Below are 25,349 nucleotides of genomic sequence, written 5' to 3'. Positions count from 1 at the left end.
TATCTAAATTTATTTTATCAAAAAAATCACAAAACGTGTTATAATTTCACTGAAAATCAAAAACCCGGGGTGAGATGTTCAAAGCTATGTTTGAATACCTCAGGAATTGGAGATATGTGCTTCTTATTTTAATAAGCGTTGCTGCACTTGTTCTAATGCTGAATGTCTACATCCGAACAGAGGATGATAGCATAAGAAAAATTGCTAAGTTGGCTATAGAAAACGAAGCGAGGACTTTATCGTTTTCTTATTTTCAATGGACGGAACTATACGAAGCGATTCTAAAAAACGATAAAGAATTCATCGAGAATGTGAACAAAATGATAAAGAAAGACAATCCTTATGTTGTCAGCATTGAGTTTGTTTCCGTTAATCCTCCGAAAGATTTCTACGAAATCACGTCCGAAGGAGATTTACTTGTGTTCAAATTCAAAATCACCGATTCATTCGCTGAAAAGTTCATCGCTGACAAAATGGTGGTTGTTAAAATTAGGGCTGAAGATGTCTTGAGTAAGTACCAAATCAAAGGTGTGAGGATTGTTAGTGGCACAAAGAAACTCTCAAAGGATTTTGTCTACGGCCTTAAGTTCGAACGACCTCTATCAACAAAAGAGATTTCATTCCTTTTGACTTTGATAGTTCTTTTGTTCTCGATAGTTTTGCTAATCAACACAGTGCAAACTCAAAGGTTACTCAAGACGGAAGAAATCCTTAGCAAATCACTTGAAGCAATCGCGGAAATGTCTCAGGGACTACTCAAAGGTATACTAATGCCATCGTACCAATTCATACTTGAAAAGGCCGTTGAAATAATCCCAGGTGCCCAAGCCGGCTCGGTGCTGGTGAAAAAGGATGAGTTCTACGAATTTGCAGCATGCGTAGGCTACGACTTTTCGCAGCTGTCGAAGGCGAAATTCAGACCTGAGGAACTCGCACAAAGTATGGATGGACAAATAAAGATTGTCACGAAACTTGATAATTTCGATTCTTCGAAAATCACAGATGAACGATTGGATATTCTCGTGAAGTATGGAAGAATTTTGGAAATCAAAGCTATGCTATCTATTCCCATAATTGTAAAAGACAAAATCTTGGCTTTCCTGAATCTTGACAACTTCGAAAGCGAAAAAGCGTTCGATCGGTTTTCTGTAAAAATCGCAACGGTTTTTGCAAACCAAATAGGGGTTATATTTGAAAGAATCAAGCTCGAAGAAGAGCTCCAAAAACAAAAAGAATACCTTGAATACATTTCATTAAGGGACCCTCTCACAGACCTTCCAAACAGAAGGGCTCTTGAAACCGAAGCTGAGAGAATGCTCGCACTTGCAGATAGGGAAGGAAAGCAGGTGTGCGTAATTTATGTGGATTTGAAAAATTTCAAACCCGTCAACGATAGATTCGGGCACAAAGTCGGAGATTGTGCTGTCTCTATAATAGGTCATAGGCTGATTTCGGTTGCTCGAAAAAGTGACTTCGTTGCCAGAGTTGGTGGTGATGAGTTCGTTTATCTGCTCTACGATTGCAAAGAATACCTACAATTCATTGAAAGAGTTATCAAAGAGATCGAAAAACCTATCGATTGTGAAGGTAATATAATAACTGTCTCTGCTAACTTTGGTATATCGATTTATCCTAAAGATGCAAAGTCATTCGGTGATCTGCTGTTGATGGCGGACGTTGCCATGTACCACGCAAAAAACAACGGACTTTATTTCTACCTCGCCTCGAATTTGAAGGTCTGACCTTGAAAGCTTTCTTAAATCTTGGAAATCTACGTTTTTCAATCCACAAGCCGATTTTTATTTTACACAAGCACTTAGTCTGTACTTATTGACTTAAGTGAGAAAACTGATAAAATGTTATTGGGATTAAAAAAGCGGTTTCTTACTGCTTTTAGTTGTCTTAGACAATCATATCGTTCTTCCTGGCGGGTGAGCAGAGAAATGGAGCAAAAGAAAAGCTTAAAAATTACCGGGATGACTTGTGCAAATTGTGCTCGGATAGTGGAAAAATCACTCTTGAAAATCGATGGAGTTAAATTCGCTGCGGTGAATTTGGCTACGAATACAGCTTTTGTGATAACGGAAAAAGAGGTCTCAGACGATGTTTTTCAAAAGGCCGTGGAAAGCGTAGGATATGGGATTTCAAATGAGCCGATTGAAGCTATCGAAGAAAAAAGGCTCAGAAGAATTAAGCATAATACATTTACCGCTCTGTTTGTAACCATTCCGCTTATGGTACTTATGCTTCTTCACATGGCTGGAAAACACATCCCGTTTTTCAAAGAAATCGAGCTTATATTTTCTGCAATCGTTATATTTTACGCAGGAAGGGATACCATACGAGGTGCAACAATTGCACTTTTGCATAAGCATTCTAACATGGACACATTGATATTCTTCGGTGCAGTAACTGCTTGGCTAACTAATGTAATCACCTACTTTGGTGTAGATGTGCATCCATTTGGTACGATAGGTGCGATGATTGTTTCGTTGCACCTTGTTGGGAGATACATCGAATCTTCACTAAGAGATAAGGCATCAAAGCAAGTTAAAGAGTTGCTCGCACTTCAATCAAAAGAAGCGAGAATCGTTACGGATAAAGGAGAATTTCTGGTTCCAATCGATGCAGTCAAGCAAGGACACGTGGTTTTTGTGAAGCCCGGTGAGAGAATACCAGCCGATGGAATAATAATCGAAGGCTTTTCTTTGATAGATGAATCGATGATAACAGGCGAGTCAGTTCCAGTTGAAAAGGGTATCAATGATGAAGTAGTCGGTGGTGCTTTGAATTTAACAGGAGCAATCAAGTTAAGAGTCACAAGAGTTGGCGAGGACGCATTTTTGTCGAAAATGCTCTCGCTCGTCCAAGAAGCCCAAGGTGCCAAAGTTCCCATACAACAGCTTGCAGACACCATAACGAATTACTTTGTTCCCACAATCATCTTTTTGGCATTGTTAAGCGCTGCCTTTTGGTATTTCAATTTTGATTACTTAAACAACTTAACACACTCCATCCGAATGGTACTTCCATGGTCGTTGCATACAGCTGATAGACTTTCGTTTGCAGTATTTGTTTTTTTAACAACTGTTGTGATAGCATGTCCTTGCGCACTCGGTTTGGCAACGCCAATGGCTTTGATAGTGGGAACTTCACTCGCAGCCAAGAAAGGGCTTTTGATAAGGAATGCCGAGGCAATTCAGACGGTAAAAAGCGTTGGATACGTGCTGCTTGATAAGACTGGTACGATAACGTACGGTAAGCCACGCGTAGTGGTGCAAAATATACCGGAAGAAGAAAAGCCAAAGATAAAACATGTAACTAAATTATCGGCCCATCCACTCTCGAAAGCTATCGCGGAGTACTTGGATGGGTACGATACACCTCAAGCAGTTGAAGAATTCGAAGAGATACACGGCAGAGGTTTAAAAGCGAGGATAGGTTTTGATGAATACTTGATTGGAAAGCCAAGGGACTCTTCGATGTACGAAGAGTACACATCCAAAGGTATGTCGATAGTTGAAGTACACAAAAATGGTGAGATAATTGGTTTTTTTGCGTTGGAGGATACCGTAAGAGAAGATGCGAAAGAAGCGATTCGTAGGTTAAGGTCGCATGGTATAATACCTGTGATGGTGACCGGTGATAACGAGAAAACGGCAAATCATGTTGCTAAAATCGTTGGTATAGACGAAATATTCGCAAGTGTAAAACCTGAAGAAAAGATGGACATCGTGAGGAAGTACCAATCAACAGGCAAGAAGGTAATCATGGTTGGTGATGGTATCAACGATGCTGCCGCTTTGAAGGCAGCCGATATTGGGATTGCCATCGGAAGTGGAAGCGATTTGGCCATAGATAGCGCTGATATAATATTGACCAAAGGTGGTATATCGAAGATAGCCGATGTGATATCCATTTCAAAAGTAACATTCAGTGCGATAAGGACAAACCTTCTTTTTGCGTTCTTGTACAACATAATTGCCATCCCACTTGCGATGATGGGGCTTTTGCACCCAGCTATCGCAGAAGGTGCCATGGCGATGAGTTCGATAACGGTTATTTTGAATTCTATGAACATCAGAAAGAAATTCCAAAAATTTGAAAACTTCGTAAACACTTCATCTTGTTGTTCTTATATTTTCGGACGCTCAAAAAATGCAAAGAACACTTAAAAGGAGGGGTAAAAATGGCACAGTATTTATTGAAAGTCCCAGACATCTCATGCAACCACTGTAAGATGAGAATAGCAAAGGCGCTCGAAGAAATCGGAGAAAACGATTTCGAAATCAGAGTTGCGCAAAAAGAGATTATCATAGAAACGAACAACATCGAAAAAGTTGTCCAAAAGCTCGAAGAAATCGACTATCCCGTCGAATCAGCAACGATTATGTGACTTTATTAGGAGCGTTTATATATGAACGACGGAATCGAACGTGAAAAGAAGTACCTCATCAATGAGGAGAAAGCTCAAAAACTAAGGTCAATTTCAAAACAAAAGCTTGGAGTAGTCCAGTGGTATCTGCTGGACTGCTCTTTTTTAGCACTACTTCGTAACTTGGAAGATATGCCACATCAGGAATGTAGAGTGCGCTACACCGTCGATGAATCAGGAAAAGAGAGTTGGATCATCGCTTTCAAATCGGAATTGTCTGAGGGATTTAAAAGAGCGGAGAAAGAATTTGAATTAACCGACGTTGTTGAAAATCAAACGGATGAATTTTGGGATGAGTTTTTCAAAAGACTATCCGAAAGTCCTGTCACTGCAAAGGTGAGATACTTTATTTCCGAAACCCCCGCAGAAGTCGTGCTTGATGAGTTTATTGAATTGGATGTGCCGTACAGCGTTGAGGTCAAATACATGGTCGAAGTCGAACTCAAAAACGAAAGCGAGGCTTTTGAAAAATACGAGCAGGCCTACGAACTGGGTTGTGGGCTGAACATGGATGGGTTCAAGCTTTACACAAATAGAAATATCGCAATCGTCAGTCAGCTCCCACCAAGGGTTTTAATCAATTGCGTTAAGCAAATCTTAGGTATTGGTTTGTTTGCTAAGATGAGAAGAAAGGATAGAGAACTATCTACCAAAGAGGCGATAGAGCTTTTGAAAATCGGAGAATATGGATTTTTAGCAACTTGGGATGGGAAGTACCCGTACGCCGTACCTGTCAACTATGTATACAAAGACGGTGCCATATATTTCCACTGCGCAAGTGTTGGTAAAAAGCTCGACAATATTTCTTTTCAGAAGAACGCAAGTTTTTCCGTCGTCACGAAAGCTAAGCTATTGCCAGATAAATTATCAACAGCTTACGATAGTGTCATCGCTTTTGGGCAAGCAAGGATAATCGAGGGTGAAGAAAAGAAAATGGCGCTCTTGGAACTTATCCATAAATACGCGCAACAATTTTACGAGAGATTTTCACAACCGAACATCGAAGAATTTGAACGCGAGTGTGCAAATACAACTGTGGTAAAATTGGTGGTGGAACACATAACTGGAAAGAGGCGAAAAGAAGAAGACTGAAAATGGGGATGGAAGCGATGAATCCAATGATATTAACGGTAATACTTATAGTTGTGCTCGTAGATCTTTTCGTACTTGCGATAGTCGTCCGATACACAAGGGAAAGAAAGGAAAGAGATAAACAATTAAAAAATCGCATTGAAGCACAAGGATACCGATACGTTGGACCTAAGGATATAGCTTTCGAAAAAGAATTTTCAAAGAAATTTGCAAAGCTCAACCCGTATTTTAAATGGAAGAAATTGATAGTGAAGAACATATTCACGTTCCCAGACCAAGATAGTCAAGTCCTCTTCTTCGAACTGACCGTAACTGCGGAAAATTATCGCAAAGAGTACCTGTGCCTTTTGCACGAAAACTTCACCTCCTACATAAAAATATGGTATAAATAATTTAGCTTAAAAAAATTGAGGGCAGGACAACTTATGTCACCTTGGCTTTTAAGCCATTTTGGGAGTCTGTTGCCTGCCTTTAACCATGATAAGTTGGTTGGGCTTTCAGCCCTCGTCAGCATGGAGGATTGGTTCAGTAGGCTCCCTGCCCTCATCATTCGAAAGGAGGTTCTTGTATGAATAACTTCTCCATATTCGTCGGCATCGATGTTTCCAAGGATAAGTTCAACGTCTGCGCTATCTCTAATCCCAGTTCCATCATCTTCGAATCTTCTTTCGATATGTCCCAGCAAGGCTTTTCCTCCTTCGCAAACAAACTCTCTGCCTTCCCAAAACAATCCATCATCATCGCTATGGAATCTACTGGCTGTTATCATCTCAACCTTCTGGCTTTCCTTTCTTCCAACGACTTTGCTTGCGCTGTTTTTAATCCTCTAACTGTTAAAAACTTTGCTTCTCTTCGAAAGACCAAAACCGACAAAATCGATGCTCGCATTATCGCTACTGCTTTGTTTTACCTACAACATCAAATTCCTTCTTCTGCTTTTGTCAACTCTGAGCTTCGTGATATTGTCAGAGCACGCGAAAACATTATCCACCGCATCGCAAAAGTTAAAGGCAATATCGAAAAACTGCTCAACGTTCTTTTCCCTGAACTCGAAAGAGTTACCAATATCTACAGTGACACTATCCTCAATCTTCTTTCTCATTTCCCTTCTGCCAAGGCTATTCAAAAGGCTCGTAATCTGGATGTGTTCTTTTCCAAAGACCGTGGCAGAAGTACAAAACTTAATGCTCAAAAACTTAAAGAACTCGCTAATAACTCGATTGCTCAATATTGGCCGATGAAAGAAAAGATTCTTGTGCAAAATATCAAAGAACTACAATTTTTACAGCAACAGCTTGAAGAATACGACAAGATGATGAAAGAATATTGCGAATGTAGTGCGATAAACCTTGATATCGAGATACTCACGTCAATACCAGGTATTGGTGAAAACAGCGCGATGCATTTCTTGGCAGAAGTTGGAGATATCTCAAGATTTAGTACATACAAAAAACTCATTGCGTATTGTGGACTCGATCCAAGTATTGCCCAATCAGGCAAAAGCAAAGTAGAAGGACACATATCGAAAAGGGGCAATGCCCACCTAAGACGAATACTATGGCTAATGGCAGTGAGTGTAGTGATTCACAACGAATATTTCCGAACATACTATGAACGAAAAAGGCAGCAAGGTATACCGTACAAAAAAGCGATAATGTCAGTAGTACACAAGTTATTGCGAACGTTGTACGCAATGTTGAGAAAGAAAGAGAAGTTCAATATTGATTATGCTATCTCACACTCAAAACAAAAATTTAATTTTGCATAGTTGACTCCTTTCTTTTCTATATTCCAAATAAGAACGCAAAGTGCAGAACTACGAATGGTACATGTTTAAATATAGCTTTGAAATCTTCAAATGGTACGTTGTATTTGTCGTTTACAACTGCCGCAAATTGTAATGTGTTGATGCGTAATACAAATACGAAGAGAAATAAAGCTATTGTTAAAAGACCAACGTGAAACGCGGAGTTCAGTATGCTGTTTAGGGTTACTTTCAATTTTAGTTTTCTCGTACTTGCAAATTTTATTGCTATATATGTGTAATATATACCACCGTTAATGATGTAATTAGCTATCATGTAGGAAAAGTACGTTGCTAAAAGAAATTTGAGTATGCTACCACCGTAAATAGTAGCTATTATTACTGGATCGATAACAAACGAGATTAGAATTGATAAGCCAAATGCGATAATGTCGTTGTTGTTAATTAGAGTGAACATGAATTTTTTGTGTGATGCGTCGTTTTGGGTCATAATCTCAAGCATTTCTTTTACTTCAGGTTCTGTTAAAGGAATGAAACCAAACATATTTTCTACCTCCTTTTTTGATTATTTTCAGAGTTGGAGTCATAGTGATTGTAGTTTGTTTTTGAGTGAGGAGTTTAGTTTTTTCCTAATTTCTTCGTCAATATAATTGTGTATTGGGTTGTTTGTTACTTTCTTAAAGATCACTTCGCACTTAAGGTGTTCTTCAAGTGTTCTAAATTCCGTGGCGTAGTTTTCATAATATGGGTTTTTAAGCTGCAGTTTTCTGTTGTATATAATGTCCTTTATCAGGTTGAGGTCGTAGTATAGTATTATTTTTCCGGTATTTGTAGTCCAGTAGTTTCTGTAAATGTGTCTAAGTGCTTCAAGTACAGCTGTGATTTCGGCTTCTACGTTTTGAAAGTGCGTAGTTGGTCTTTTAACTTGTACGTCGATAGCTTTTGAGCAATCGCTGTTGTGAATTACATATCCGTATGCGATCAGTCCTCCTTTAAACGCACCATCAACGTAGATCTCTATTGGTCTGTCCAAAATAATACACCTCCTTGCTTTGAATTTCAGGATGGAATTTCCCAAATTAAACAGGACATTTGTTACGGTGGGAAAGTTGATAATTGACGTGATTGTAGAGGTTATCTTTGGGCGTAAGAAAGCTACTTTCTAATTGTGTTAGAAAGTAGCTTTTTTAGAGAGTGGATGGTTAGTTTGGTATGTTAACTTTGTATTTTTCAACTGTAGCGTAGAGCACGCTCATTGGTGAGAAATCCGATGCAAAGACGTATTTTAGTACTGATGGGCTGAAACCTGAGATTAGAACCGTATTTGGTGTGTTGACCGTTGCAGGGCTTCCTGCGTATCCTGCTGTGTTCCAGTAAACGATTTTCGGTGGTATGTATCCATTTTCTTGGAATTGTTTTAAGACTTTTTCAACTTCTGTTCCTTCCCCTTCCACACCCATGTGGAATTGCATATCTGAGACGATGAGTAAGACGTCTGGTAGTTGTTCTTGTCTTAGGTTGTAAAATCTTGCCGTATCAAGGATCAATTTCAATGCTTTATCTATCCTCGTGGCACCACAAGCACCATCGAAAATTTCTCTGTTCGTAACCGCTTCGCTGAATTTTATACCGTTCCAGTTCTTAAACTCACTTTCTGATTCGAAAGCTATGAATTTCTTGTGGAATGGGTTATCTTGTGGGATTTTTGCAGAGCAATACAGAGCAAGTCCTATGGAAATATCGACTGCCTGTATTGAACCACTAACAGGAACTGACATGCTTCCCGAGGTGTCGGAGATTACTATGACTTTGTAATTTTCCGGCATGAAGTTTGGTAAATTTTCAAATTGAAGGTCTGCTAATTCTTTATCGCCAAAGAAGACTGTTCTTACACAGTCGTGTGGATAGAGTGCTTGTGTATTTATCTTAGCTTCTCCGTTAGAAAGTTTGGATTTGTATGTTTCAAAGCCTTCTTTATCATGCCTTAAGAAGGCACGTGTGTATCTTGCCATTGCAACTGAAGGTACCTTTTCGTATTCGATTTCTTTCCACATGTCTTGGCACATTTTGTGCTCAACTATGTGTTGTTTTCTAATGTTAGCAAGTAATTTTCTTAAGCCTGCTTCGTTTAGACCAAGAGCACGTTGAACGGGTTTGTATTCTCTTTTCGCCCATTTAGCTGCAAGTACGTTTTTTTCAGTTATGGCTTCAGCCCAAAGTTTAGCTGCTTGGTCTTCAAGTGGTGTACCAAAGAGTATCTTAAGGTCGTCCCAACGACCGTATTCTGGGATTAAATGCATGTTTACTTCAAGCCATTTTGAGTCGTTTTTGGCAAGCCATCTGGCACATTTTCTAAAGCCACTGCGATTACCCGCCCCACCACGGCAGTCTCTAAGCCAGAAGAGTAGTTTCATGGCAAGTGCTCTATCTTCAATTCTATCGATTGCCCACATCTTCTGGAAAAGAGAAAGTGCGGATTCTTCTTGTCCGTAAAATGAGTATCTGCCTTCAAAGAGGCTTCCAGCTTTAGAGAAGAACTCAAGATGGTGATTGAGAGAGAATTCGTATGTATTTCCACCTTCGTTAGTTTTCATCATGCCAAGCACCCCCATCCTTGGGATTTTTTCCTTTTCATATATATAGACACCCAGGATGGAAATTTCTGACAAATGAAAAAAATATCGCAAAATGCGATATCGCATTTTGCGATATAACTATCTTTTTCTTGATTTACCAGATATGTGTTCGATTTCTATTTTTATAATGCTCACTCTCTGTATTGAATCTGCGATTTCACCTTTTATTTTCTCTAAGTTATTTGAATATTTCTTTCCTATCAGTTCAAGTGCATAGCGCTTTTCATCCACGAATGGGTATGGACATACTTACCAGATAGAAAAACAAAATAACATAAATGGAACTCTAAAAAGAATAGAGGCTGCCTCCATCCTGTTTGATATAATTAAAACATGTAACATCCCCTTTTATCGTATTACCAAATTCCTTCCAGGATGGGAGGTCAGCCTATGAATAATCATATCATGAACTAAGAAAACTGTCCCCTCAAAAAGCAAGAGAAGTTGTTCGTAAAGTTTTTGAAGCTAACAACCAGAATGTATCAAAGACAGCAAAGATATTAGGTATTGCAAGAGCAACAGTAAGAAGAGCTGTATACGATTGTTTGGAAGATAAGTCAAGAAGACCGAAAAACTCCCATTAGACAAAGAAAGCTTACCCAAAGAAGTATATCAGCACATGAAAAATTACAGATTGCCAAGATACGAATGGAATATGATAGACGTAGCAACCAGGACAAGATTTACAGCATACTCATATGAATTAAATTCAACGTTTGGATTTATGTTCATTTCGATAGTAGCGTTATGGTTAAGAGTGCACAATGTAAGATGGAGAATGAAAATACGGATGGATAACGGAATGGAGTTTTGCGCAGGAAGCGAAAGGAAATTGAACGAATGGAACGAGATATTTGAAAAGTTAGATTTACAGTTAAGTCCAATACCACCGAGAGCAAAACACTTGATGGGAGTAATAGAGAACAGCCATAGAGCGGATGATGAATACTTTTTGATGAACCATGCTGAAAGATGCAAGAATAAGGTTGAATTTTTAGACAAGGCACAAAGATGGCAAGACACGTGGAACAAAGCCAGACCAAGCAACGGAAAAGGGATGAAAGGGATGACGCCATATGAAAAATTTACAGAAAGCAAAATAATGGTATCAGGACATGTATACGAATATCCTGTGGTATTACTTGAGGAGGTATTCAGAAAAGTGGGGAGTTTGTATCATCTTTTCAATAAATTAACTGGTAAATATGTCTTCACCACCACCAGTTAATTAGCAGGCATCCTGGGAGACAGTAACTTTTGAAGAATTTGATGCAAGTTTTAAATACTTCAATGAAAAAATAAAAACCAGTATTGAAGAATAAATTACCCAAAAGTAAGCGTAAAAAATTTGAAATTCATCCCCACTGAACCTTGAAATAAGTGATGAAATTGTAAAAGCTAAAAAATTATACAACAAACCGTTTTCACGTACGAGAATTGCTACTAAAATTGCTACTGATAGAAGTATTACACTAAGTTTCATTTTCAAAACAATTTCGATTACTATTAATACAGTGCTTAGGCTTGGAATAAGAATGTATTCAAGCTTATGTATAATCTTTTGTTTTCTTAGGTGAACATAAAGAAATATGTATAAAATAGAAAAGTTTATAATGTTTTTTCCTTCTTTTACATTCAGAAAGAGGTTTAAAAATATGTACCAAAATGTTGTGTAAGTGTATGCCATAAACACCGAAAAGAAATTTTTGAATTTTTCAGAGAAGTAGAAAATAAAGATCGATACTGATGTTAAAACAAAAAGAACGCTCACGTACGTTTGAATATTGTTATACTTAGGATCAATAAATATCTCTTCTTTTTTTAAATCATACCCGTACAAAAACGGAATTGACAAAATAATGAGAAAATGCTGAGATTGAAGATAACACCATTGCAAAAAATCCATAAAATTGAGCTTTTTTCTTTCTTCTTTTTGAATAGGTAAAGTTGAATTTTTCTTATAATAAAAGTACAAAACTAAAAAGAACGAAACAAAAGATATAACTGCAGAATCTGAATAGGAAACTGATATAATAGGGAAAAATTGTTTTGGAATTTTTTGCCTAAATACATTTTCCAAAAAGTGCATTAAGGAAGTAAAAAGAACGGAATTCGTATAGTCAAATATTACACAATACTTTAACCCCAAAATGAAAATGTTAAATAACAAAAGAGGTGAAGAATAATATTGTGTGTGCGCAATTGAAAAGATAACTGACGAAAATATAGCGGCGATTATGGAATTTTTCCTTTTTCTTAAAAAACCATACAAAAATTTCCTGAATATAAGCTCTTCAAAAAATGCAATAACAAACATATAAAATACCCCACCATATGTGGGGACAAAGCTTTCTTGTGCTCCGTTTATTAAAGAAAAGAATATTACAAATAAGGTTACGAAAATTACATATTCAAAAATTCTACCACGATGGCTCAAAAATCGGTTTAAAAAACTATCCTTTGACTGTTTCATTTCACTCTCCATTTTCGGTTTTTTCAAAGTTATTCATTGTGAAGTAAGAGATTGGATATATTTGTTCTATAGTCAATGTACTTGAAATAACCTTTTTGTTATACTCCATCATCTCTTCCTCTTGAATTGCATTGTAAAGCTTCCATATAGCTTCTTCTGTAGTTTGCCCAATTGCTCTGACAGTCTTGATTCCAGTTTCTACTACACCTACGATATTAAAAAATTTATACACATACTTTGCTACCACTATAAATCCTTGCCAAGGTGAATTTAATTGATAATCAGAGAACGAATTATTGAACGAATTATTTTGCAATCTCAGAGTTTCCGCTTTTAGGACAGAGCCATTAATGAACAAAAAAAATAATGTTACCATTATCAAAAGAAATCTACTTCTTTCTTGAATCTTCATAATACTTCCTCCCCGTAATATTGATTTATATCCATCAAACCGGTTTGATGTTCTGACTAATTTTATTATAGTACAACTTCTTTTGATGACAATCGCGAGTAATTGTAAAAAAAAAAGAAATCTAATTAATTAATGCTCAATATATTTTCTAATCTTATGATTATTTATTATTTTGGCTTGTAGAAGGTTCTTGTTATAATACGATTCAAAAAATTCGGTGAAGAAAGTATCGAAGTTGTATTGGCAGCCATGGGAGAAGATAGAGAGCATTTGATATACAAATTAGCCGATTTGAAGTACCACCTCACGTTACTGTTGTCGGCGAAGGATATTGAATGGAGTGAATTTGTAAATGAACTGATTAGGAGGCATTAGCATCACAAAACAACATTTAATCGTCTAAAATTTGAGAATTCAAGAGTATGTTCGTTTTTCCTTGTGTATTTGACATTTTTCGAATTTAGTGTAAATTTTAAGATGGATTTTTGTTGGAAACGGTTCTGAAGTTTTAGAAAAGGGGTGCGGATGGTGGCAAGAAATAGCAAAAAACTAGACTTATCGACGCAATTTAAGTACCACATGCATCATTCCTTGGCGGAAAAAACGGAGTATTCCACGTTGCTACAGAAATTCTTTGCACTTTCCTACTCTGTTAGAGACCTGATTGCCGAAAAATGGCTCAACACAGAAGAGATAATCTACAAAAAGAAAGATCTGAAAATAGTCAATTATCTATCGATGGAATTTTTGATAGGTAGGTTGTTGTACAACAATATCTTGAACTTGAAAGCGGAAGATGAAGTTAAAGAACTTTTGAGTAAATACAACGTATCTCTCGATGAAATTGCGCTTTTGGAAGAAGATGCAGCGCTTGGTAACGGTGGACTTGGAAGACTTGCCGCCTGTTTTCTCGATTCCTTAGCCACCCTCGGTTGCCTTTCTTACGGATACACGATTAGGTATCAATACGGCCTGTTTAAACAAGCTATCGAAAATGGATTTCAAAAGGAACTCCCAGATGATTGGCTAAAGAATGGATATCCATGGGAATTTCCAAAGCCGGAAGAAGCGGTAAAGGTTAGATTTTTTGGCAGAAGTGAACCTTATACAGATGAAAAGGGTAATTTGAAATTTAGAGACTGTTCTAGACTGTTCGATAAAATTATGATAACCATCCGAATTCGTTGTATAATTCTTAAAGAGGGGTACACCCCCCTCCATCCTCACGAAAGTAGATTACCCTATGCCACGTAAATCCGACTTCTCCAATCGTCCTCGCTGTCCTTACTGCGATCATCCAACTAAAGTCTACATCAACGCTCACTATCATCGTCGTGCTCCCGATGGTTCTTTGGTTCAAGTTACCAGTTTCATCTGTTCTGAATGTAAACGCACTTTCTCTTTCCCTAAAGCTCAGCGTAAGAAACGCTTCGATTTCCCTTATCCTCGCTGCCCTCATTGTGATCGCCCCATGAAAATCTCCAAAGTCCGTCATTCTTACGTCCGTTTCCGTTGTCGCACTTGTGATTTCAAAACTAACGTTGACCTTTTTACTCTTTCTTTGGTTGAGTATTTCTCTTCTATCCGTTTTTCGCCTAAGTATCCTATTTCTGTCTGCTTGCATGCCTTTGAGCTTTTCTATTCTAATTTGTCTATCAGACAAATTAGAAATGTTTTAATTTCTCAAGGTTACTCTCCAAGTGTATCTACTATTTATCAGTGGATCATCAATCTTTCTAAAGCTATCGTATTTTCTCCTATCCTGTCTGATATTATCAACGTCGATGAGAAGTTTGAGAAAATCAAAATCGGTGATGAAAGACGTAATTTGTACATTTTCTTTGCCGTGAGTAAGTACAGAATCGTTAACTTTGTTGTTTCCACTAATCGTGATACTTTTGAAGCTTTGCAACTAATCTTTCCATGTAAACCTAAACTTGTTTACTCTGACGGTCTACCTTCCTATGCTGTAGCTTGCGAAAAACTCAATATCAAGCACAAAATCATCGATTCAAAGAAAAATCAACCAGCTGAATCAAGAAATAGTCTTCTTGCAATGTTTACTCAAGTTAGAAGAGGATTCAAAAAATTATCGAATGTGTTTTATTACATCAAAGCGTTTGTGGTAATGCACAATATCAAAAGAGAACTAAGAATAAAACATCAAGCAAAAAACTGGACAAAGATACAAAAACCGTTACTGAATTACTTGTTTGAACACCATCAAGAACTATTTGCACTACAGTAAAACAAACAAGTAAAGAAAAATCAAATCCAAGTAAAAAAGCAATGTGGAGACAGTGAAGATATTTTTTAGTGAAAAAAGCTTAGAAATTGACTATCAAAGAACGAAAATTACCAATTTCAAAAACCGACGAAGAAAAACGACAAAGGTTTTCAGAAACAAATCTTGATGAAGAACAAGAATTTTACTTTTTTGCCCTACTTTTTCATATCACCGAACAGTCTATTGGGATTTTTTCCTTTTCATATATATAGACACCCAGGATGGAAATTTCTGACAAATGAAAAAAATATCGCAAAATGCGATATCGCATTTTGCGATATAACTATCTTTTTCTTGATTTACCAGATATGTGTTCGATTTCTATTTTTATAATGCTCACTCTCTGTATTGAATCTGCGATTTCGCCTTTTATTTTCTCTAAGTTATTTGAATATTTCTTTCCTATCAGTTCAAGTGCTCCGCGCTTTTCGTCTTCATTTTCAACTATTGAAGCTTTTCCAAAGGCAATTACGCTTTCATATGCAGTTGATAGTTCATCAGGCAAAATTTCGTAGCTTTTGACAATAGTAAAGCATACGTTTGAAAATTTTTTTATGTTTTCTATCTTATGACCTTCTTTAGCACAGTGAATATAGATATACTCTCCATCAAATGCATAGTTTACTGGTATCCCATATGGATATTCGCCGTTAAATGTTGCTAAGACACCATAATCACCGGATTTGAGTATTTCAAACGTTTGTTGTTCTGGTAATTCTCTATCTTTTCTACGCATAGGTGGAAATTTCTCCATCGTTATCAACCTCGCTTTTTACTTTGCCTCGATAACTTCGTAGGTCCATTCCTTTATGTTTTTTAACCGACTATCTATACTCACACCTATAAGATAACATTTCTTGCTTGTGAATCCTTCATAATATCTTCTTTCCTTTATCTGTTCAAGCGCTTCTTTTGCACTTTTGTCAACCTTCAGCTCAATTATATACGCAACCCCGTTGTTTTCTATCAGAATGTCTATTATCCCTCCGGATACTTCTTTTTCTATCTCATGGTACACTCCACTTCCAAATAATATCCCGCTTATCACCATCTCATAGTGCGATTCTATCGTCCTTAATTTGTCTTCTTGTTCTTCATTCTTCGTTACTTGTTTTATCTTCTCACTCAACCGATAGCTCATCTTACCAAGTATCTCTTTTAATCCACCTATCAACCCATCAACGTTTTCTTTTTTCACAGCATCCTTTATCTTTACTCCTATTCTGTTTAAATCATCTATATCCAATTCGTAATTCAATTCAAGTAACATCTGAGACAATGATTGCCCAGCGTCTATGTTTGGTATTTTTAACCCGTACAGTCCGCTGTCTATTTCCTTGTAAAATGTCAGATATCCTGCTTGAACAAGGAAAGATTTAGCAACGCTCTCTTCTATTTCTCTACTTGTCAATTCGATATATGAGATGAGTAAATCTTTTTTGAGGATATCTTCAAGCTTGACTTTCCTTGCACGTAGATAATCATGTAAAAACTTCGGTGCTCCTGAATCGTTCCAGTATACAAGAAAGCTTTTGTGAAAGAAAAACAAAAGTACCGCAAATGGATTGAACACAAAGTGTTTTCCATCGAAAGAAAAACCGCCATAGTATTTCTCAAGTTGCTCAAGTAAGTAATCCTTGCTCATATTTAACTTTTGACAAGCCATATCAATGTACTCAGGAAAATATTGAATGATTTCCTCTTGTGTATATCCAAGCATTTGAGAAAAATCTTCATGGAAAGATATATCAACAAGGTTGTTCAAAGTGGAGAACACACCAGCCTTGGTGTATTTGGTAATACCAGTGAGAAAGACAAAGCGAAGATATTGATCAAGACTTTTGATTTTTGTGTACAGTTGTCTGAGTATTTCTCTCATTTCGTGTGCCTTTTGTTTGTCTGAAATATGATCTAATATCGGCTTTTCGTATTCATCGATGAGTAAGACAACGGGTTTGTTGTATTTCCGACCTATATCCTGCACAAGATAATAGAATACATCGGAAATAGTGCCGTCAACACATGAAACATCGTAATCTTTGGCTATACGTTTTAATCTTAAGAAAAGAGAATTGTACGTATCTTCCGGTGAAGTTGTATCTATTTCGTTCATATCCAGCCTAACAACAGGAAAGCTTTCCCAATTCCATTTGTCGTATATCCATGTGCCTTCGAATAGTTTTTTCTCTCCTTTGAATAAATACTCAAGTACACTCACTGTCAAACTCTTCCCAAATCTCCTTGGTCGGGAAAGAAAATAGTATCCTTTTGCTCTTTTCACCAGTTCGTATATGTACTTTGTCTTATCCACGTATGTAAAATTTCCATTTATTAAATCTTTGAAATCTATTACACCTATCGGCAGTTCTTTCATTATTCTCACCTCTTTGTTTTGAAGTTTAAATCTCGAAAATATTATATCACTATCTCTTCTAATTCATCAAAAAAACAAAAACCTCGCTGGTTTTACACCAGCGAGGTTTTCAAATTATGTTTGCTTATGTCATTTTACCACGATTGGTATCAATGTTGCGTACGATTGTCCTGGAACATATGATTTAAGTATGTCTTCTTGTTTTTGACCTTCTGGAACTATTGTATCAAGTACGTATGGTGCAAAGTCTTTTGAATCAACGGGGTATCCACCGAGTGTCCATTGTGTTGGGTCTTTTGAAACAGGTCTGATGTGATCAGTACCATATCCGTCTTGGCTAAGTGATAAGATGTATGCTTTTATACCAGTTTTCACTTCAAGGTATTTCTTGAATACGATTATATGTATCACTTTATCTGCTGGATCGGCTTCGTATATTATAGCTTCTGGTATTTCTTTACCATCGGCTGTGGCAAAGACTATTCTATCATCTGGCCATCCTGCAACCTTTATGAAGTAATCCCAAGGTTCTTTGAATTGTACCCTTGCCCCTTCTTTGTATGTTGACGTCTTTCCACCAGCCTTTGTGTCAAGGTAAATGTTCACAAGTTGGTGTGAAAAGCCTTTTGGTGACGCCCATGGGTTGGTCATTTCAGCAAATTTGATGCTGAAAACGTACGCTTCGTCATTTTCAAGTACGGTAACTTCTGTTATGTCCCAAAGTCCTTTGTAAGGCGCAAAAGCTGGATCTTTTGGATAAACGTACGTACCAAAGCCGTAATCATCGCCAATTTTATCGGCGAATTTTGCTATCACATTTCCAGAAAGCATCGTAGGTGTCTTTATAGCTATGCCTTCTTGCGGCAGTACTTCATCTTTTCCATCAACAGAACATACGATGTAAATGTTGAAATTTTCCCCACTTTTGATTCCGAGTATATCGTATGGTATTTCAATCTCGACAACATCATCAACTGCTGATTTGAAGACATTTGCTTGGAGTATCCAAGAATCGTCTCCTGCAGCTGCGAAGAATGTACCACGTTTCCTTGTTTGCCATGTTCTCATGTTGAGTGAGAATCTGAAACCAACTGGTTTACTGAGTATTGTACCACCGGATGTTTTTCTGTTCGACGCTGTCATTTTTGGTGCATCGGTGTAAACTTCAAAGAGAACATTTTGTCCAACGTAATCTCTTGCTGGTTTGTCAAGTACGATGCTCACGTACGCAGCTGTTGATGTTCTTGCAACGTAAGCTTGTTTTATAACTGTTCCGCTGTACATCGCCGTTGATTTTTCAACATCAGATAATTTTCCATCGATTTCGTATTGAACTGACTTGATAATATTTTCCTTAGGTAATTCAACTTTGGTTTGTTCTTCTTCTTTCTGAACCTTTGGAGCACCAACTCTTAGTTTTCCATCTTCTTTCCACACTTCGAAGATACCGTTCTTACCACCAAATCCATCGTCAACAAATGCAGGTGCGTTTGGGTCAAAGAGCCAATCTTTTCCATCAACAACAAATTTGTATTGATACACACCAGGTGTGAGCTCCAAAACAGCTTCCCACCATCCATCTCCTGAGCTGTAGCATTCTGTATCGTTCATGCTCCAGTTGTTGAACGACCCCGCAACAAAAACGTACCTTGCTTCGGGTTTGTAAAATCTTATAACAACGTACGTGTTATCTTCTATATAAAAGTTTTCTTCTCTTTCCGTGTTGATTTCAACTTTTTCTTTAATTTCTGTAGCTGGAGCAACGATAACTAGTTGATCATCCTTGAGTGCAAGTGTAAAAACACCATTTTTCCCACCAAATCCGTCATCCGTGTAACCTGGAGCGTCTGGGTCTTCTTTCCACACTTTTCCACCATCGATAACAAATTTGTATTGGTATGTTCCTGGTTTAAGCTCAAGTTCGGTAACCCACAGATCCCCTTCTCTTCTCATTGGGTTAGCGTTTGTTGACCAATTGTTGAATGTACCGGCAAGATGCACCGTATTTGCCTGAGGATAGTTGAATGTAAAGACAACTTTGTTCCCTTCAATTTTCAATGCCGCAAGTGACAATACAGAAAGTATCAACACCATCAAAGCAAAAAACTTAATCTTTTTCATACCCTTCCCTCCCTCGTATAATAAGTTCGGTAAAAATTAAAATTGGTCTTTGAAAATTGAATGCATATTTTTTAACACCTCTGGTAAAATAGTTTCAGGTTGCCCCTCCTTGAGACTTTGTTCTCTTAAATAAGATTGCCTAACTAGAGTACAGCTTTTTACTTGCCGGAAAATGTTTTGCCTCGTTTTCTTATGTACCGCGAGGTTGTAAGGCTGTACTCAATCCGGAGGTGATTCCTTTGGCTATTTTAGCTATTGATGTCTCAAAGAACTATCTTTCTTTCTTTTCTGATTTCATCGGTAGTGGGACTGTTGAGAACTCTCCTCAAGGTATTGTTGAACTTTTTAACAAAGCTTTTGCTTCTTCTTCCGATTTTTCTCTTGTCCTTGAATCAACTGGTGTTTTTTCTTTTAATGTCGCTAACTTCTTCTTTCAAAACAACGTACCTGTCTTTTGGGTTAAAACTGATAACATTAAGCTCTATCGCAAAATTCTCAATCGTCCTAAAACTGACAAAATCGATGCTGAACTTATTTTCTCTATCGCTTCTAAATTTCCTGAGTCTTTAGTCCCTTTTGTCAATAACTCATATATCATCTCTGAGCTTCGTAATCTCACCAGACTTTATTTAAAGTTCAACGAAGATATCGCTCGATTGAAACTTAGGCGTTTCTCTTTATTTCCCTAAACTTGACTTTAAACTAAATAAGACTTTCGAATGCCTGCTTAAAGATTATACAATCGAAGAAATCGCAAACATGCCAATTGAAGAGTTATTTGAATATATTGCGAAAATTTCCAGACACAATGTCTCTTCACAAGTCTTAGCAGAAAAACTCCAAACTCTTGCTAAAGATGCCTTGAGGTTGTCTGTTAATCCTTCAAACACTCTGAGAATATCTATTGTTTCCACTATCGATTTGATACAGCACTATGAAAAACAAATCGAACTAGTAAAGAAAGAAATAAGTAAATTACTTAAAGTAATTTCGAACACACTAACAACAGTCAAAGGGATAGGAGAAATAACTGCAGCTGGAATTATAGCCGAAATAGGAGACATCAATCGTTTCGAAAAAGCCTCAGCGTTAGCATCATACGCAGGGCTTGTATGGACAATCAATCAAAGTGGAAATTACAAATCAGAAAACAACCAACTAACGAAAAAAGGGAACAAGTATCTAAGAACATACCTAGTAATGGCAGCGAACGGAGTAAAGACATACGATCCTGTATACAAAGAATATTATCGCAAAAAGTACGCAGAAGCAACAACACACAAACACATGAGAGCGCTAATATTAACTGCAAGGAAATTAGTAAATTTAGTGTATTATTTACTAAAGAACAACGTACCGTATGTACCGATGAAATAGGTAAAAAGAACGAAATCAAGTATGTGAAGAATGAAAGTGAAATATTAAGTTATTGAAAGTCAAAGTGTTGACTAGGTTTTTTATTTTTCTATTTTTTCTCCTCTTGACTTATTACCGGAAATCTTTTTTGAGGTTGTTCCCAAGTTATATATGACATTAAATTTTTTCTAAGTAGTATGGCTGGTATTTTTCTTCGTCGCCTAATACGACTCTTGCATAATGTCGTGCTTGTTTTTCGAATATTGTACGTATGTAATTTTCTTCTGAATCTAAGTGGTATTTGAGTTTTTGTTTCATCATTTGTTCGTATTCAGTTATGTATTTTTTCATACCGTCTTTTGTGAAGTAGTAGATATCGTTTTCACGTTTTTCAAAGTCTTCCTTTTTTATTGTTTTTAGGTTGATTAGGTTCAAAACAAAGTTGTCGATTATCACACATCTGAATTCTTCAACTAAGTCAAATAATAGTGATTGTTTTGAAACATCTATTGTGTGTAGATTCCCAAAGTATGGATCAAGTCCAACTGCATTTATTGCTAATAACATTTCTACATACAGAAAGTAATATCCAAGTGAAAGCATTGCGTTTATTTCATCTTTCGGCGGATGTGCTGTTCTTCCATTGAATGTGAGTTCTTCTGTTCGTATGCATTTTTTGAAACCAGAGAAGTATATTTTTGAGCCTATTCCTTCATAACCTCTGACTTCATCGACTGTTTTCGCTTTGTTGACTTTTTCTATTACTGTTCTTATTCCAGCTCTTTCTTCACTTAATAATCCTTTTGGGAGGTTTTTGCTTTTCTGGGTTAGGAAGTTGTAGTAGTTTTGTAGTTTGCCTTGGACTATCGATTTGGATATTTCGAGTTGGAACTGTTTGTCGGTTGCTCTTTCGTATTGTTTAAGTCTTAGGAGTACGTTTCTGTATTCGTCTGTATAGAGTTTTCCCCTGTATCTTCCGTGTTGTGTCATGAAGATTACTTCGATTTTGTTATCGAGGCAGTAGTTAATCATTTGAGATGTTAGCGTGATGTTTCCAAGTAGGTTGATTCTTTCTATTTTTTTGAGTGGTATTTCGTCTAATACTTGTTTGGCTTTGGTTATAATCATTCTGCCATCTTTTTTAGCGAGTACTGTTCCTTGTTCTAAGACATATATTGTCATTTTTTCCACCTTCTTGTTAGGTTGTTAGAAAAACCCCGACTTGCGTCGGGGGAAGGGAGAGTAATTTACTAAGCTGACGCAAGTACTTCGTTTAGTTTTCTTCTTACAGCTCTATCGAGTCTGTTGTGTATTTCGTGGTAGTGTCCTTTTACTTTTTCAAAGAGTATCTTGCAACCTAAGGATTGTTGGAGTATTCTGAATTGTTCAACGTAGTTTCGTAAGTATCCGTTTCTTGCTTGTGCTCTTGGGTTGGTAAGTATGCTTTTAATTAGTTCAAGGTCATAACAGAGTATGATGGTGTAGTTGTTTAGTTCACCGTAATTTCTTTTAAGGTATTTGAGTGCTTCAAGGACGGCTTTGAGTTCAGCTTCAACGTTTTGAAGTGTAGTACCAGGTCTTGACGTTGAAACTTTTATTGTTCCGTCAAAACCAAAGCCGTAAAGCATGAATCCGTAGGAGATCATGCCGTTCTTGTAAGAGCCGTCAGTATAGACTCTTATTACTCCGTTCATACTTTACACCTCCAATTTTTAGGTTATTTTTGTTTTCCAAATTAAGATGGACATTAATTTGAAAAAGCATGGGTACCGGTTTGATCCTGTACCCAAAGTTTAGTATTTTAGTATGTAGTGAGAGTAGTGAAAGTGTAATTTGTTAGGGGGTTCCAAATTAGTTGGGACATTATTTATTCGGGGTGTGGGGGTAATAGTGTGGGTTTGTGTGGAGGTTCAATTTCAGAAGCGATAGCGCTCTTAATTTAGTAATCTAAATAATGTACAATTTCCCACTCGCATTCGTCTTGTATTGTTTGAAAAAAGTCTAAGTCTATACTGTAATCTTGGAAAGTAGTAATCGGTTCAGCATGTTGGTACTTTTCTTCGTTGAATTCACCGTAAATGTAGTATATGTTTCCATCTATTTCACCAACTTCGGGGACTGAGTCTAAGATTTCAAATAAAACGTAGTCTGGTTTCTGAGAGTCTTCTTCGCAATCTATCCAAATCCAGTTTGGTAGATTGTCTAATTCTTCAGCTTTGACAAGTATTGTCATCATGCCTACGTCACCTATGAATTTACCAAACAGTATTCTTTCCATTCTTTCCATGTTCTTCCTCCTACATAAAAATATGGTATAAATAATTTAGCTTAAAAAAATTGAGGGCAGGACAACTTATGTCACCTTGGCTTTTAAGCCATTTAAGGAGTCTGTTGCCTGCCTTTAACCATGATAAGTTGGTTGGGCTTTCAGCCCTCGTCAGCATGGAGGATTGGTTCAGTAGGCTCCCTGCCCTCATCATTCGAAAGGAGGTTCTTGTATGAATAACTTCTCCATATTCGTCGGCATCGATGTTTCCAAGGATAAGTTCAACGTCTGCGCTATCTCTAATCCCAGTTCCATCATCTTCGAATCTTCTTTCGATATGTCCCAGCAAGGCTTTTCCTCCTTCGCAAACAAACTCTCTGCCTTCCCAAAACAATCCATCATCATCGCTATGGAATCTACTGGCTGTTATCATCTCAACCTTCTGGCTTTCCTTTCTTCCAACGACTTTGCTTGCGCTGTTTTTAATCCTCTAACTGTTAAAAACTTTGCTTCTCTTCGAAAGACCAAAACCGACAAAATCGATGCTCGCATTATCGCTACTGCTTTGTTTTACCTACAACATCAAATTCCTTCTTCTGCTTTTGTCAACTCTGAGCTTCGTGATATTGTCAGAGCACGCGAAAACATTATCCACCGCATCGCAAAAGTTAAAGACAATATCGAAAAACTGCTCAACGTTCTTTTCCCTGAACTCGAAAGAGTTACCAATATCTACAGTGACACTATCCTCAATCTTCTTTCTCATTTCCCTTCTGCCAAGGCTATTCAAAAGGCTCGTAATCTGGATGTGTTCTTTTCCAAAGACCGTGGCAGAAGTACAAAACTTAATGCTCAAAAACTTAAAGAACTCGCTAATAACTCGATTGCTCAATATTGGCCGATGAAAGAAAAGATTCTTGTGCAAAATATCAAAGAACTACAATTTTTACAGCAACAGCTTGAAGAATACGACAAGATGATGAAAGAATATTGCGAATGTAGTGCGATAAACCTTGATATCGAGATACTCACGTCAATACCAGGTATTGGTGAAAACAGCGCGATGCATTTCTTGGCAGAAGTTGGAGATATCTCAAGATTTAGTACATACAAAAAACTCATTGCGTATTGTGGACTCGATCCAAGCATTGCCCAATCAGGCAAAAGCAAAGTAGAAGGACACATATCGAAAAGGGGCAATGCCCACCTAAGACGAATACTATGGCTAATGGCAGTGAGTGTAGTGATTCACAACGAATATTTCCGAACATACTATGAACGAAAAAGGCAGCAAGGTATACCGTACAAAAAAGCGATAATGTCAGTAGTACACAAGTTATTGCGAACGTTGTACGCAATGTTGAGAAAGAAAGAGAAGTTCAATATTGATTATGCTATCTCACACTCAAAACAAAAATTTAATTTTGCATAGTTGACTCCCAACTTCCAGACTGCTCAATAGTTCCCCGTCCACCGCTTTCAGCGTTGTTTTCAAAATCGAAATCCGCTTTTGATAGGAGCTACAAGGTCATTCCCATAGAGGTGAGCAAAAATATTCCCGAAGACTTAAAACAGCAAATTCTCAGGTACAAACGCATCTCAGTTATACTCACAAAAGGCAGTCTTCTGATTACCAAGGAGTACGAAAGACACGAAGACCTGTTTAGGGCATTGAACATTTGCCAGGAAATCTTAGATATTTTGCGGATATACGATTAGGCAAATGATGAAGAATCTCGTAGGTGATTTAGACGTGATTTGCGTTGTTCTTCTGATTTTTGCCCTGATTTTCTTTCTGGTATTAAAAAGAGAACTTAAAAAGAATCGCGAATTTCAGATGCGTGTTGAAACTTTAGGGTACAAGTACATCGGTTATGACATGGAGTTCGAGCACTCTTTATCAACGGAATCGCACAAATGAACCCAGCGTTTAACGGCATAAACATACGGGTGAGAAATATTTTTGTATCCGATCTTAAAGTACGATTCACTAAGTTTAACTGTTAAAAATAAAAAGTTACTCATATCAATAAAATTGGACGAAAACAAGTCAAATATAGACTATATGGAGATTGTAGATATCTGCCATTACATCTTAGAAATAGTGAAGGCGAATCTTCGAAATCTCTGAA

Annotated in this window: 26 protein-coding genes and 2 pseudogenes; 15 read left to right on the top strand and 13 right to left on the bottom strand. The window is 37.2% G+C overall.

Annotation, left to right across the window (positions count from 1 at the left end):
• Positions 1–86: 86 nt before the first annotated feature.
• From NA23_RS08930 to NA23_RS08905, 6 genes are all read left to right on the top strand, one after another.
• Positions 87–1,742 carry a sensor domain-containing diguanylate cyclase gene (locus NA23_RS08930; protein WP_033192271.1) on the top strand — a complete coding sequence of 552 codons (1,656 nt, stop codon included), beginning with the start codon at positions 87–89 and terminating at the stop codon, positions 1,740–1,742.
• 201 nt (positions 1,743–1,943) lie between these two features.
• Positions 1,944–4,175 carry a heavy metal translocating P-type ATPase gene (locus tag NA23_RS08925; RefSeq protein ID WP_052107227.1) on the top strand — a complete coding sequence of 744 codons (2,232 nt, stop codon included), beginning with the start codon at positions 1,944–1,946 and terminating at the stop codon, positions 4,173–4,175.
• Between the two features lie 14 nt (positions 4,176–4,189).
• The gene (locus NA23_RS08920; protein WP_033192270.1) at positions 4,190–4,396 is read left to right on the top strand and encodes a heavy-metal-associated domain-containing protein; all 207 of its coding nucleotides are present in this window, start codon (positions 4,190–4,192) and stop codon (positions 4,394–4,396) included.
• A 21-nt stretch (positions 4,397–4,417) separates the two neighbouring features.
• Entirely contained in the window at positions 4,418–5,527 is a 1,110-nt protein-coding gene (locus tag NA23_RS08915) for a pyridoxamine 5'-phosphate oxidase family protein (protein ID WP_052107226.1), read from the top strand.
• Between the two features lie 17 nt (positions 5,528–5,544).
• Positions 5,545–5,919, top strand: coding sequence for a hypothetical protein (locus NA23_RS08910; protein ID WP_145974469.1), 375 nt, complete (start codon positions 5,545–5,547; stop codon positions 5,917–5,919).
• A gap of 176 nt (positions 5,920–6,095) precedes the next feature.
• The gene (locus NA23_RS08905) at positions 6,096–7,295 is read left to right on the top strand and encodes an IS110 family RNA-guided transposase (RefSeq protein ID WP_236938359.1); all 1,200 of its coding nucleotides are present in this window, start codon (positions 6,096–6,098) and stop codon (positions 7,293–7,295) included.
• A 16-nt stretch (positions 7,296–7,311) separates the two neighbouring features.
• Here the strand turns inward: NA23_RS08905 and NA23_RS08900 are convergent, their stop codons facing one another.
• The 4 genes from NA23_RS08900 to NA23_RS08885 form a co-directional block, all read right to left on the bottom strand.
• A complete protein-coding gene (locus NA23_RS08900; RefSeq protein WP_011994758.1) occupies positions 7,312–7,836 on the bottom strand; it encodes a hypothetical protein in 525 nt (174 codons plus the stop codon).
• A gap of 39 nt (positions 7,837–7,875) precedes the next feature.
• Positions 7,876–8,325, bottom strand: coding sequence for a hypothetical protein (locus NA23_RS08895; protein WP_011994757.1), 450 nt, complete (start codon positions 8,323–8,325; stop codon positions 7,876–7,878).
• A gap of 169 nt (positions 8,326–8,494) precedes the next feature.
• On the bottom strand, positions 8,495–9,886 hold the full coding sequence (locus tag NA23_RS08890) for a DUF2828 family protein (protein ID WP_249477051.1): 1,392 nt from the start codon (positions 9,884–9,886) through the stop codon (positions 8,495–8,497).
• 120 nt (positions 9,887–10,006) lie between these two features.
• A complete protein-coding gene (locus tag NA23_RS08885; RefSeq protein ID WP_238374586.1) occupies positions 10,007–10,159 on the bottom strand; it encodes a hypothetical protein in 153 nt (50 codons plus the stop codon).
• 188 nt (positions 10,160–10,347) lie between these two features.
• Here NA23_RS08885 and NA23_RS08880 point away from each other — a divergent pair.
• Positions 10,348–11,156: pseudogene (locus NA23_RS08880) on the top strand (transposase family protein).
• On the opposite strand, the gene NA23_RS08875 reads toward NA23_RS08880, so the two are convergent.
• Together NA23_RS08875 and NA23_RS08870 are read right to left on the bottom strand one after the other, a co-directional pair.
• Positions 11,157–12,413 (bottom strand): CPBP family intramembrane glutamic endopeptidase, encoded by a 1,257-nt coding sequence (locus tag NA23_RS08875; protein ID WP_249477048.1) that lies wholly within the window; start codon positions 12,411–12,413, stop codon positions 11,157–11,159. It lies immediately after the preceding pseudogene.
• Entirely contained in the window at positions 12,403–12,813 is a 411-nt protein-coding gene (locus NA23_RS08870; protein WP_011994753.1) for a hypothetical protein, read from the bottom strand. Before NA23_RS08870 ends, NA23_RS08875 begins: the two co-directional genes overlap by 11 nt.
• A 195-nt stretch (positions 12,814–13,008) precedes the next feature.
• Between NA23_RS08870 and hisE the strand changes: the two genes are divergently transcribed.
• Both hisE and NA23_RS08865 read left to right on the top strand, forming a co-directional pair.
• Positions 13,009–13,188, top strand: a complete 180-nt coding sequence (hisE, locus tag NA23_RS10730; protein WP_082204756.1) for a phosphoribosyl-ATP diphosphatase — start codon at positions 13,009–13,011, stop codon at positions 13,186–13,188.
• A gap of 153 nt (positions 13,189–13,341) precedes the next feature.
• Complete coding sequence (locus NA23_RS08865) at positions 13,342–14,067, top strand: glycogen/starch/alpha-glucan phosphorylase (protein ID WP_033192267.1); 726 nt, start codon at positions 13,342–13,344, stop codon at positions 14,065–14,067.
• On the opposite strand, the gene NA23_RS08860 is transcribed toward NA23_RS08865, so the two are convergent.
• Positions 14,009–14,476, bottom strand: a complete 468-nt coding sequence (locus NA23_RS08860; protein ID WP_231882451.1) for a hypothetical protein — start codon at positions 14,474–14,476, stop codon at positions 14,009–14,011. The two genes, NA23_RS08865 and NA23_RS08860, sit on opposite strands and share 59 nt — an antisense overlap.
• Here NA23_RS08860 and NA23_RS08855 point away from each other — a divergent pair.
• Positions 14,462–15,061, top strand: a complete 600-nt coding sequence (locus NA23_RS08855) for a DDE-type integrase/transposase/recombinase (RefSeq protein ID WP_158510139.1) — start codon at positions 14,462–14,464, stop codon at positions 15,059–15,061. The genes NA23_RS08860 and NA23_RS08855 overlap by 15 nt on opposite strands.
• 322 nt (positions 15,062–15,383) lie before the next feature.
• Here NA23_RS08855 and NA23_RS08850 read toward each other — a convergent pair whose 3' ends face one another.
• From NA23_RS08850 to NA23_RS08840, 3 genes are all read right to left on the bottom strand, one after another.
• On the bottom strand, positions 15,384–15,854 hold the full coding sequence (locus tag NA23_RS08850; protein ID WP_011994751.1) for a pyridoxamine 5'-phosphate oxidase family protein: 471 nt from the start codon (positions 15,852–15,854) through the stop codon (positions 15,384–15,386).
• An 18-nt stretch (positions 15,855–15,872) separates the two neighbouring features.
• Positions 15,873–17,474: an ATP-binding protein gene (locus NA23_RS08845; protein WP_014452212.1), complete on the bottom strand. Its 1,602-nt coding sequence runs from the start codon at positions 17,472–17,474 to the stop codon at positions 15,873–15,875.
• A gap of 129 nt (positions 17,475–17,603) precedes the next feature.
• A complete protein-coding gene (locus NA23_RS08840) occupies positions 17,604–19,595 on the bottom strand; it encodes a glucodextranase DOMON-like domain-containing protein (protein WP_033192266.1) in 1,992 nt (663 codons plus the stop codon).
• A gap of 239 nt (positions 19,596–19,834) precedes the next feature.
• On the opposite strand from NA23_RS08840, the pseudogene NA23_RS10725 reads away from it, so the two are divergent.
• Positions 19,835–20,972: pseudogene (locus NA23_RS10725) on the top strand (IS110 family RNA-guided transposase).
• 156 nt (positions 20,973–21,128) lie between these two features.
• Here NA23_RS10725 and cas1 read toward each other — a convergent pair.
• From cas1 to NA23_RS08815, 3 genes are all read right to left on the bottom strand, one after another.
• On the bottom strand, positions 21,129–22,133 hold the full coding sequence (cas1, locus tag NA23_RS08825) for a CRISPR-associated endonuclease Cas1 (RefSeq protein WP_011994761.1): 1,005 nt from the start codon (positions 22,131–22,133) through the stop codon (positions 21,129–21,131).
• Between the two features lie 68 nt (positions 22,134–22,201).
• Positions 22,202–22,645, bottom strand: a complete 444-nt coding sequence (locus NA23_RS08820) for a ribonuclease HI (protein WP_011994760.1) — start codon at positions 22,643–22,645, stop codon at positions 22,202–22,204.
• Between the two features lie 245 nt (positions 22,646–22,890).
• Positions 22,891–23,238, bottom strand: coding sequence for a hypothetical protein (locus NA23_RS08815; protein ID WP_011994759.1), 348 nt, complete (start codon positions 23,236–23,238; stop codon positions 22,891–22,893).
• A gap of 211 nt (positions 23,239–23,449) precedes the next feature.
• Here NA23_RS08815 and NA23_RS08810 point away from each other — a divergent pair, with 211 nt between their 5' ends.
• The 4 genes from NA23_RS08810 to NA23_RS08795 are packed head-to-tail and all read left to right on the top strand — an operon-like array spanning position 23,450 to position 25,348.
• On the top strand, positions 23,450–24,649 hold the full coding sequence (locus NA23_RS08810) for an IS110 family RNA-guided transposase (protein WP_128998116.1): 1,200 nt from the start codon (positions 23,450–23,452) through the stop codon (positions 24,647–24,649).
• A 53-nt stretch (positions 24,650–24,702) separates the two neighbouring features.
• A complete protein-coding gene (locus NA23_RS08805) occupies positions 24,703–24,936 on the top strand; it encodes a hypothetical protein (RefSeq protein ID WP_249477046.1) in 234 nt (77 codons plus the stop codon).
• Positions 24,937–24,943: 7 nt separating this feature from the next.
• Complete coding sequence (locus NA23_RS08800; RefSeq protein ID WP_249477044.1) at positions 24,944–25,138, top strand: hypothetical protein; 195 nt, start codon at positions 24,944–24,946, stop codon at positions 25,136–25,138.
• Positions 25,139–25,180: 42 nt separating this feature from the next.
• Positions 25,181–25,348 carry a hypothetical protein gene (locus NA23_RS08795; protein ID WP_158510138.1) on the top strand — a complete coding sequence of 56 codons (168 nt, stop codon included), beginning with the start codon at positions 25,181–25,183 and terminating at the stop codon, positions 25,346–25,348.
• Position 25,349: the final 1 nt, after the last annotated feature.

The organism is Fervidobacterium islandicum (genome assembly GCF_000767275.3).
Taxonomy (GTDB): Bacteria; Thermotogota; Thermotogae; order Thermotogales; family Fervidobacteriaceae; genus Fervidobacterium; species Fervidobacterium islandicum.
Note: the sequence above shows the minus strand (reverse complement) of the source record. Positions and strands in the feature narration are given on the sequence as shown.